Origin of the sequence: uncultured Enterovirga sp. (genome assembly GCF_964242715.1) — a bacterium.
Lineage (GTDB): Bacteria > Pseudomonadota > Alphaproteobacteria > Rhizobiales > Beijerinckiaceae > Enterovirga.
This window is the reverse complement of the sequence record NZ_CAXTAZ010000013.1, coordinates 84,693-96,596: the sequence shown is the minus strand read 5'-3', so window position 1 is coordinate 96,596 and position 11,904 is coordinate 84,693. Positions and strand designations below refer to the sequence as shown.

The window sequence follows — 11,904 nt, the reverse complement described above, 5'->3', positions numbered from 1 at the left end:
GAATAGAACAATTCGCCGAGGGCATGTCTATGGAACCGGGTACCGCGGGCGTCGACACATCGTGCAACGATAGCTCCGAGAAAGGCGCGGCGGATGTACGACCTAAGCTCCTAGTACCAAGTGTCTTCGACTGGATCTTCCCGCCGGCCATGGGGAACGATAGGCGTCCTCCGAACGACACGCCGGACGGACTCGATCGAGCGCCCTCTCCGCAGGATCCTAATCAACCAGACGCTCCCTTACCACCCCTTACCCCGGAGCAGAAGGAAGAAACCAAGAAGAGGTTCGACGACGGCATCGCACGCAATGATTTGTACGAGGCAGTTGGTTCGGGGCTCGAGGTAATCAAACTTCCATCGTCACGGAAGCCAATCGAGATTTTAGTCAACGCGGTCGGGACGTATATAAAGTCCCTCGCAGAGCAGTCGACAGCTGAAATCAACCAGGCAAAGAAGGAACTGAGGGACAAGTATTTTATGATCGACCCGCTTGTGATCGATCTTGACGGAGATGGCGTCGACATTGTTCTGTCCAGCGCGAACACTATCAAATTTGATCACGACAACGATGGATTCGTCGAGTCCGGAGCCTGGGTGTCGGCGGACGACGGCATACTCGTTCTGGACGAGGGTCTAGATGGAGTAATCAGCAGCGCTGCGGAGATCACTTTTTCGTCCGGAGGTGGGCATGGGCCTACCGACCTGGATCGGCTGCGCGCGTTCGATTCGAATGGAGATAATTCATTCAGCTCAGCCGATGCACGGTTTTCCGAGTTCTTCGTCTGGAGAGATGTCAATCAAGACGGCCGCTCCGAGATCGACGAACTATATACATTTGCCGATCTAGGTTTGACGTCTATCGATCTTATCGGAAGCGCCGTTTCCCCGTCAGAAGAGGATGTCTCGTACTGGACCGACATCGACGGTGATGGCCTGATTGATGCGAACGAGATCTCGAACGATGCTGCGACCGCGTCTCCGGACGCGATCGCGATGCAAATGATCGATGGCGGCGCCGTCCTTAACTCGACGTCTATCGCGACGGCGACTGGCACGTTGACCGCCTACAGCGTTGGGCTCGAGTTCGATCCTGACGGCGCGGTCTCTGAGGTGGACGGGAGCGACCTCGTCGTACGGTACGAGGATGGGCGAGTCGGTCGGCATCGGATCGTCGAGAACGCGTCGGGTGAAACGCATGACCTTACCGCCACGGATTACGCCGGCGCGCTGGGAGCCGACGGCGACGACACGCTTGGTACGAGCGGGAGCAGGAGCGTGTGGCTGTTCGGGTCGGCGGGAAACGACTCGCTTTACGGCGGTGATGGCGATGACGTTCTCGTCGGCGGAGAAGGGATCGACAGCCTGCTGGGAGGCGGAGGGGACGATATTCTCTTCGTCGATGCGGGCGACCTGCTCGGCTCGATCTCGGGCGGGGATGGTCGAGACACTCTCTTCGTCGAGACAACAGATGCCATTTCCCTCGATCTGGTCCAGGCTGGGATCGAAAGCGCTTTCGGCAATGCCGGGAATGACGCTCTCCGGGCGGCGGGAGCGATAGCTGATGTCGACCTGCACGGAGGTGCCGGCAACGACACGCTGATCGGGGGTGCGGGAAGCGATTTGATTTCAGGTGATGACGGGGCCGACTCGCTTGAGGGCGGGGCTGGCGACGACATCCTGATGATCGATGCGCAGGACGTGTCAATCTCGGGGGGCGACGGGACCGACACGGCCTACGTGCTCTCGGCGGCAGGCGTCACTCTCGACTTGACGGCTGCCTCGATTGAGGTGGCCGTCGGTGGCCACGGCTCGGACGCGTTCACGGCCAACGGCACGACCGCGGTATTTCTCAGCGGTGAAGGTGGCGACGACACTCTGATTGCTGGTTCCGGCACCGACCGGCTGGTCGGCGGCGTCGGCAACGACGTTCTTCACGGCGGCGCCGGCCTCGACATCGCTGCCTTTGCTGGGCAGGCGAGCGGCTACATGATCGCAGCGAATGGGTCCGGCTACACGGTCACCGACACGAACTCGGCCGATGGTGACGACGGCGCGGACCAGCTCACGAGCATCGAACGGCTGATCTTCACCGACCAGACCGTGCATCTCGACGGCACCAACAACACGCCCATCGCCTTTGGTGAAACCTGGCGCCTGCGCGACAGCGGCGGCTCGCTTATTCTTTCGGGCGAGGGTCTCACGGGCAACGATTTCGACGCGGATTCCGACCACCTGAAGGTGACCGCGATCTCACGGGTTGAGGGTGGTGAAGTCTCGATCACGTCCGGTGGCGACGTCCTCTTCGATGCGGCAGACCCGAACGGCGGCGTGGGCCGCTTCCGCTACCAAGTGGAGGACGGCCACGGCGGTCGCGCCTGGGCGAGCTCAGACGTAGAGCTCTCGAAGGCGCTCCCCACCGACGACCTGCTCTCGTATCAGTGGGCGCTTGACGCCCTGAACATCTTCGACGTCTGGAACGATTACACGGGCCTTGGCGTCAAGGTGGCCCTGCACGACGACGGTATCGATGCGTCGCATCCCGATCTCGTGCCCAATTACGATGAGGACCTCGAGGAGTGGAGTGTCGGCCTGGGCGGCGGCCACGGTACGTTCGTGGCCGGTACGGTGGGAGCGGCTGCCGACGGCCAAGGCCTTGTCGGCGTGGCCCACGGCGCGACCATCGCGAGCTTCCTCTATCCGTCCGGCGGGCTGTTCGATCCGGGATACGAGTTCGGCGACCTCAGCGGCTTCGACGTTATCAGCAATAGCTGGGTCCAGAGCGGGCTCATGATCTTCGGCTACGGCAGCACCGAAGAGGGCGCCGTCAGCGAGCAGATCCGCGAACTCGCCAAGGAAGGGCGCAATGGGCTCGGCACCAGCTTCGTATTCAGCTCGGGCAATGAGCGCGCCCTGGGCGAGGATGCCAATCAGCGCGACGGCCAGAACGATCGCCACGCCATCACGGTCGGCTCGATCGACCATACGGGCAAGCTGGCGAGCTTCAGCAACCCCGGCGCCTCCGTCCTCGTCGTAGCTCCCGGCACAGCCATCCTCAGCACTGACAGCGTCGGCACAGGCGGGTTGAGCAACGGCCGTGGCGGCATCTTCGGGCCAGACTACGCGACCGGCTCCGGCACGTCGGCGAGCGCACCGCTTGTCGCCGGCGTCATCGCGCTCATGCTGGAGGCCAACCCGAGCCTCGGCTGGCGCGACGTTCAGGAGATCCTGGCCTACTCGGCTTGGAACAGCGATCCGAGCAGCGAGAGCTGGAGCACCAACGGCGCCGGCAGCTGGAACGGCGGCGGCCTCAATGTCAGCCGCGACTACGGCTTCGGCATGGTCGACGCCCGCGCCGCCGTGTGGCTTGCCGAGACGTGGCAGAAGACCAGCACCTCGGACAACGAAGTCTCGACGACCGAGACCAGCACCGCCTCCGGCGTCATCCCGGACAACACCGGCGGGGCGTATACCAGCTCGGTGACCGTCACCGACGCGATCGAGATCGACCACGTCGAGGTCGTCTTCAACATCACCCATGCCAACATCGGCGACCTCGTCGTCGAGCTGACCTCGCCCGACGGCACCACCAGCGTCATCCTGAACCGGATCGGCGTCGACCCGGGCAGCACGTCGGATCGCGGTTCGACCGCAGACGACGTGAACTGGCGCTTCACCACCATGCACCACTGGGGCGAGTCGAGCCTAGGTGATTGGACACTCACCGTTCGCGACCTCGCAACCGGTGAGGTGGGCCAAGTTGAGAACTGGACGCTAAAGATCTACGGCGACGCCGCTTCCGAGAACGACACCTACGTCTACACCGCCGATTACGGCGGCATGACATCAGGCGTCGATGCCGACCGTCGCATACTGAGCGACGGCGCCGGCCGCGACGTCATCAACGCGTCCGCCATCTTCGACGACGCCGTTCTCGACCTCCGTGCCGGCGCGACGAGCCGGCTCGCCGGCAACGACCTCATGATCGCGTCCGGCACGACCATCGAGGACGCTTATCTCGGCGACGGAGACGACCGGGTGACCGGGAACGGGGTGGCAAATCTCCTCTCGGGCGGACGCGGCGACGATGTCCTCCAAGGCCTGGGCGGAGCCGACATCCTCGACGGCGGCCAAGGCTCCGACACGGCCTCTTATGAAAGTTCGGCTGCCGGGGTCACGCTCGATCTCGCCGTTGGCACGGCGTCGGGCGGCGACGCGCAGGCTGATACGCTGGTCTCGATCGAGAACCTTGAGGGCTCTGCCCTCGCCGACAGGCTGACCGGCGATGCCCAGGATAACGTGCTGACCGGTAATGCCGGCAACGACACCCTCGCGGGTTCGGCCGGCAACGACCTCCTGCGCGGCGATGCCGGCGCCGATCAGCTCGATGGCGGAGACGGCGACGACGATCTGGCCGGCGGAGCCGGAAACGACGCGCTCGCGGGCGGCGCCGGCTCCGACACCGCCTACTTCGCCGGGCTACGGGCTGACTACACGATCTCGACCGCGGGCGGCGTCACGACCATCACCGGCCTGGATGGCGTCGACACGCTCAGCGGCGTCGAGTTCGCGGCGTTCCAAGACCGCATGGTCTTTCTGGGCGGCGCCAACGCCGCTCCCACCACGACAAGCCTGTCGTTCAGCCTCACGCAGCGCGGCCCGCTGGCGATCACGGAAGGAGCCTTCCTGGCCGGCGCAGCCGACGCCGACGGCGACGACCTCTCGCTGAATGCCGTCTACGGATCGGCCCGCGGCCTCGTCACGCTGACCAGCGACAACGGCGTGCGCTTCACGGTCGAGGAGACCTTCGTCGGCACGACCTCGTTCGATTACGTCGTCACCGATGGCAAGGGCGGGGAGGTGCGTGCTTCCGCCTGGTTCACGGTCAGCGCGACGAACACCTTCAACGGCGGGACCGGCGCCAACTCGTTCCGAGGCCTCGGCAGCGCCGACACCGCGTTCGGCGGTCAGGGCGCCGACCTGCTCGACGGCGGCTACGGGACCGACGAGTTGCACGGCGGCGACGGCGACGATCGCCTCATCGGCGGAGCGGGGGCCGACGCGCTTCACGGCGACGGCGGCATCGACACGGCGAGCTACGAGACGGCGACCGCGGCCGTCGCAGCCAGCCTGGCCACGGGCGGCGGGCCGGCCGGCGACGCCCACGGTGACACCTTCGCGGGCATCGAGAACCTTGCCGGCTCGAGGTTCGCCGACACGTTGACGGGCAACTCGGGCGCCAACGAGCTCAGCGGCTTCGATGGCGACGACCTCCTCGACGGCGGCGCCGGTCTGGACACGCTGCGCGGCGGAGCCGGCAAGGACCTTCTCGTCGGCGGCGCCGATGCGGATGCCATCTACGGCGATGGCGGCGACGACGCCTTGCGGGGCGGGGCGGGTGCGGACTCACTCGACGGCGGCCATGGCATGGACGTCGCCAGCTACCTCGACGCGGCGGCCGCGGTCTCCATTAACCTGAAAACCGGCACCAAGTCGGGGGCTGACGCTGTCGGCGACACCTACGTCAGCATCGAGGGCGTGCAGGGCAGCGCTTTCAACGACACCCTCACGGGCAGCGACTTCGACGATATCCTCTCCGGCGCGGGCGGAAACGACACGCTCGCCGGTCTCGGCGGGTCGGACACCTACGGCTACTCGACCGGGGAAGGCGACGACCGGATCGAGGAGGTCTACAGCACAAACAGCACCGACCGCTTGGAGCTTGGCGCTGAGCTTACCGCCGCGAAGGTGGTCCTCGACCGCTCGACCTCGGACGCCAACGACCTCACCCTGCGCTTCCAGGGCCTGACCGGGTCGATCTTCATCAACGACCAATTCTACAACTCGGCCGGATACGGGATCGAAGAGATCGCCTTCGCCAATGGCAGGGTCTGGTCGAAGGACGACGTGCAGGCAGCCTACATCCGGCAGGTGCAGACGGCCGGAAACGACACGATCCGCGGCTTCGAGGGCCGCAACGACAGCATCGAAGGCGGGACCGGCAACGACATTCTCTCCGGCTATTCCGGATCCGACACATACCGCTTCGACCAGGGCGACGGCACCGATCAGCTCAACGAGGGCTACAGCACAGTCGATGTGGACCGCCTCGTGTTCGGCGCCAGCCTGACGAACGGGAACGTCATCCTGGACCGCTCCACATCGGACGCGAACGACGTCACCCTGCGCTTCGCCGGAGCGACGGATTCGGTGCTCCTGAACGATCAGTTCTACAACTCGGCCGGTTACGGGGTCGAAGAGATCGTCTTCGGCAACGGCGTGACGTGGTCGAAGGAAGATCTGCGCGTCGCCTACATCGGCTCCGTCCAGACCACCGGGAACGATACCGTTCGCGGCTTCGATGGCCGGAACGACACGCTTCAGGGCGGCCTCGGAAACGATACCCTCGCCGGGTTCTCGGGTTCCGACACCTACGCCTACAGCGCGGGTGACGGCGCCGACAGGATCACCGAGACCTACAGCACCGGCGACGTCGATCGCTTGGTGCTGGGCTCGACGCTCCTGCGCTCGAACGTGATCGTCACGCACTCCACGACGGACACGGACGACGTCACCCTCACCTTCGTTGGTCTGTCCGGGTCGATCCTCCTGGACGAGCAGCTCTACGGTGACGGAGGCTACGCCGTCGACGAGATCGTCTTCGGAGACGGCACGACCTGGAGCAAGCAGAAGCTGAAGGAGATCGCGACGGGCGTCGTGGCGACGTCGGGTAACGACACTCTTCACGGAGCGGGCGGCGTCGCAGACACGCTGCAGGGGCTCGCTGGCAACGACACCGTCATCGGCTATTCCGGATCCGACACCTACATCTACGCCGCCGGCGACGGTCACGATGCGGTCTACGAGGGAGCCTTCGCCGGCGACACAGACCGGCTGAGCCTAGGCGCCGGCATCGCCGTCGCGGCTGTCACCGCGGTCCGTTCCGCGGCGGACCTCGACGACGTCACCCTGCAGGTCGCGGGAGCCTCGCCGGGCTCGATCTTCATCGACGGGCAGTTCGCGCTCGGCGACGGTCACGGCCTCGAGGAGGTGGCCTTCGCAGACGGTACGCTCTGGACCAAGGATTACATTAAGACCGCGTCTCTCCTCGCGGCGAGAACCGCGGGCAACGACACGATCCGCGGGTTCGAGAACCGGTCCGACGTGATCGACGGCGGCGCCGGGGACGATCAGCTCTTCGGCTTCACGGGCGGCGACACCTACCTCAGCAAGGCCAATCAAGGTCACGACACCATCTTCGAGGTCGGCGGGGCGGCCGCGATCGACCAGATCGTCTTCGATCCGGGCATGACGACGGCAAATCTCGTGGTCGAACGCGGGACCAACGACCGCAACGACATGGTACTCCGCTTCACCGGTTATTCAGGGTCCCTTACGATCAACGATCAGTTCTATTACGGAACGGGCATCGAAAGCTTCATGTTCGGTGACGGCTCAGTTCGCTTGCTCGAAGGCGTATTTAAGTTCTATGCCGGCCAGTCTTCGACCAGCGGCAACGACGTGTTTTCCGGTAGCGGTTTGTACCAGGAATGGTGGCGCGGGAAGGGCGGAGACGACATCATCAATGGTAGTCAAAGCTGGGATTGGGAATATTTCTATTACGATCTTGGCGACGGCCACGACCGCATCAACGACAATCAGACAAGCCAGCTGATCCTAGGAGCTGATCTCACGCCCGGCAACATCAGCGTCTATCGTGACCCGAACCACAATTACAGTACAATCCTGGGCTTCGCGGATGGCGGCACGGTTACCCTCGTCAACAACTTTAGCTATGGCAGCGTGAATGAGGTGCGCTTCGCTGACGGTACTGTGTGGGGCTACCGTGATATCTGGGCGCGGTCAGCGATGTACGGCACCGACGGGGACGACTCGATCGTAGGCACCTTTCAGACGGACGTGATCGACGGCGGGCTTGGTGATGATACGCTGGAAGGAGACTCCGAAGCCGACACTTACGTCTATGCGTTGGGCGACGGGAGCGACGTGGTTGTAGAGGAGTATACGTTTCTCACACATCCGGTGTACGATGATCGTCTCGTCCTACATGGAATTCTTCCTTCAGACGTAGTCGTAGCACGCGACTACAGCAATGTCCGGCTTCTCATCTCAAGCACCGGCGAAATCATCACACTCAGCAGTCAGCTCAGCGCGGGCTATGGCATCGAGCAGGTTGTGTTCGATGATGGCACGGTTTGGACGAAGGAATACCTCGCCAATGCGGCCGCGATCGTCGGCACATCTGGCAATGATTATCTATCTGGTGAGTTCGGCATCGCCGATCGCATCATCGGGGGCGAGGGGGACGATTACCTCTCCGGTTACACCGGCGGAGACACCTACGTGTATACGTCTGGCGACGGCAACGATACCATCGACGACACGAGCTACGAAGGGTCCCCAAGCCAGGACACGCTCAAGCTGACGGACATCCCGTCAAGTGGTGTCATGCTAGCCGCCGACGCTACGGAGCTCGTGGTCACGGTGACCGCGACGGGCGAGACGGTCCGGATCGCCGGGCAGTTCGGTTACGAGATCTACGGCTCCGAAGGCTCCTACCGGGCGACCGACGGGATCGAGCGGATCGCATTCGCAGGCGGGACCGTCTGGGATCGCGAGGCGATCAAGACTCAGGCGGGGTTTGTTCCGCCCCTGCACGAGATCACCGGCACTGCCGGAGCCGACGTCCTTACCGGCGATGGCTGGCGCAACACCGTTCGCGGCCTGGGCGGCAGCGACACCATCAACGGCTTGGGTGGAAACGACCTCGTCGAGGCCGGATCCGGCAACGACGTCGTCGACGGCGGCTCGGGCGACGACGACATCACGGGCGGTTCAGGGGCGGACACCCTGAACGGCGGCGACGGGGACGACGAGTTCATCGCCGAGGCCGGCGACGGCAATGACGCGATCGACGGCGGAACAGGCGCCTACGACAGGCTCACCTTCAGCGGGATCGCCTCCGCGATCCAGGTCGATCTCGGCGCCGGGACGGCGACGGGCGCGGATATCGGCTCCGACACCGTGACACGGGTCGAGGTCGTCAGCGGAGGTTCAGGCAACGACAGCCTGACCGGCAGCGCCGGCGATGACGAACTGTACGGCGATCTCGGGAACGACACGCTCAGCGGCGGGGCCGGCGACGACTACCTCTCCGGGGGCAACGGGGCCGACACCTACCGCATCGGCTCCGGCGGCGGCGTCGACGAGATCACCGAGTCCGGCTCGGCCGCGGAGGTCGACAAGGTCGTGTTCGGCGCCGGCATCGCGCCCGCAAACGTCTCCGTCGTCGTCGAGACGAGCTTCGGCGAGCCCACCCCGATGCTCGTGATCGGCTCGGGCGGGCACAGGCTCGTCCTGCGCGGCCAGTTCTCCGATCCGGCAGGCGCGATCGAGGAATTCCACTTCGCAGGCGGCACGATCTGGACCCAGCAGGATCTCGCCCAGCGCTACATAGCCGCTCAGATCACCGCAGGCAGCGACGACATCTGGGGCACCGCATTCGCCGACACGATCAATGCCGGCTCGGGCAACGACGCCGTCTACGGGGGGGCCGGCAACGACGTCGTCGACGGCGGAGCGGGCGACGACGATCTCGACGGCGGCAGCGGCACCGATCGTCTCAGCTACCAGACCGCGACCGCTGGAGTGAACGTCAACCTCGGAGCATCGGGGCGGCAGACGACGGGCGGCGCCGGCGCAGACCTGGTGACAAGTTTCGAGGAACTCACCGGGTCGGCCTTCGCCGATCGGCTACGCGGCAGCGTAGGCGACAATCGCCTCACCGGCCTTGCCGGTTCCGACACTTTCGTCTTCTCGGGGACATTCGGGCACGACGTCATCGCCGATTTCAGCGTCAGCTCCGACGTCATCGAGGTTGCCGAGAGCATCTTCGCAAGCCGGTCCGCACTCGTCGCGGCATCGAGCCAGGTGGGCGCCAACGTCGTCGTCGACGCCGGAACGCGCGGCTCGATCACGCTCGAGAACGTCGTGCTCGGCGACCTCGCCAACGCCAACGTCACGATCGTGGCCGGGCCAGCTGACCAGCCGGACATCGTCAAGCCGGAGACGACGGTCAACTCGACCCGGGCGACCGCGGTGCCGGTCCATGCCAGCGCGTTCGACCTCGTCGAGACGACCGACATCACCCTGTCGACGTCGATCCCGCACGCGACGGTGCTGGCGACGGCGAGCGGAGAGGGCCAGGAATACTACGCTATCACCGCCGGTGCGGGCGAACGCGTCATATTCGACATCGATCAAGGCAGCTTCGACACCATCATCGAGCTGTTCGATTCTTCAGGGAACTCGCTCGCCAGCAACGACGACAGCTATGGTGACCCGGGCAGCCTGACCTACAACAGCTATCTCGACCATACCTTCGGTCAAGCCGGCATCTACTATCTCGCGGTAGGCAGCTACGGCGGAGACAACGTGCCGCCGGCCAGCGGCACGTACACGCTCCACGTCTCGGCCGAACGCGCGATGTCGGGATCGGGCAACGGCGCCCCGACCGAAATCGTCGTGACGGGCGGATCCGTTGCAGAGAACGCCGCCGCCGGCACCCTGGTCGGCACGTTGTCGGCCACCGATCCCAACGCCGGCGACCAGCATACCTATACCGTCGTCGGTAGTTCGAGCCTGTTCGAGATCGTCGGCGCTGAGATCCGCGTGAAGGCTGGCGCCCAGTTGAATCACGAGGCGTCGTCGACGCAGCAGTTGACGGTCCGAGCCCAGGACGCGGGCGGGCTCATCATCAATCGGACGCTCACGCTTGCGGTTACGAACGTGAACGAGGCGCCTGCCGCCGCCGCTGCCGCCGAGACGGCCTCCGGCTCCGAGGACGGCGTCATCACGGGCACGCTCCTGCCCGGCTCGGATCCGGAGACTGACGCGCTTACCTTCCAGCTCGTCGCCGGCTCCGCCGTGAACGGCGTCGCGAGCGTCGACGCGGCGACCGGAGCCTACAGCTTTACGCCGACGGCGAATTTCGCGGGGGCAGGTTCGTTCCGGTACGTCGTCAAGGACGGATTCCTCCAGAGCGCCGAAAAGCTGGTGTCCGTCTCGGTGGCGCCGGTCAACGACGCGCCGACGCTCGCTGCGGCACTCGGCAGCCCGCAGCCCGTGCCGGAGAACACGTCCACCGGCGTGCTCGCGGGGGTTCTCACCGCGGGCGACGTCGACCACGTCCTTACCGCGGCGAGCTTCGCCGTGTCGGACAGCCGATTTGAGGTCGTCCAGGCGACCGGTCGCTTCGAGCTCCGTCTGAAGGCGGGAGCTGCGCTCGACTACGAGACGCAGAGCTCCGTTCCGGTCACGGTCACGGTGACCGACAACGCGGGCGCATCGGTCGCGCGGACGTTCTCGATCAGCGTAGGAGACCTCGTCGACCTCCTGACCGGCACCGCCGGAAACGACAACCTCGTAGGGGCGGCGGGTGCCGACGAGATACGTGGCCTCGGAGGTGACGACACCCTGGACGGGGGCGCCGGCACCGATACCTTGATCGGCGGACTCGGCAACGACACCTACATCCTCGGACAGGCGGGCGACCTAGTCACGGAGGCGGCGGGCGAGGGCACGGATGCCGTGCGCACGGGGCTTGCGACCTACACTCTCGGCGCGAACGTCGAGGCGCTCACCTTCACGGGCACCGGTTCCTTTACGGGCACCGGCAACGCGCTGGCGAATGCGATCATCGGCGGAGCCGGCAACGACACGCTCACCGGCGGGGACGGCAACGACACATTGACGGGCGGTACCGGGATCGACTCGTTAGTCGGCGGGCTCGGCGACGATGTCTACATCGTGGATGTGGCGGGTGACGTCGTTACGGAAGCGGCGAGCGCCGGCACGGACGAGGTCCGGACCGCACTCGCGAGCTACA

The 11,904-nt window shown here is 65.2% G+C and carries 1 protein-coding gene; it reads left to right on the top strand.

Annotation, left to right across the window (positions count from 1 at the left end):
- Positions 1–476: 476 nt before the first annotated feature.
- On the top strand, positions 477–11,904 hold an 11,428-nt coding region (locus ACFE87_RS09205), incomplete at its 3' end, for a calcium-binding protein (RefSeq protein ID WP_375459324.1).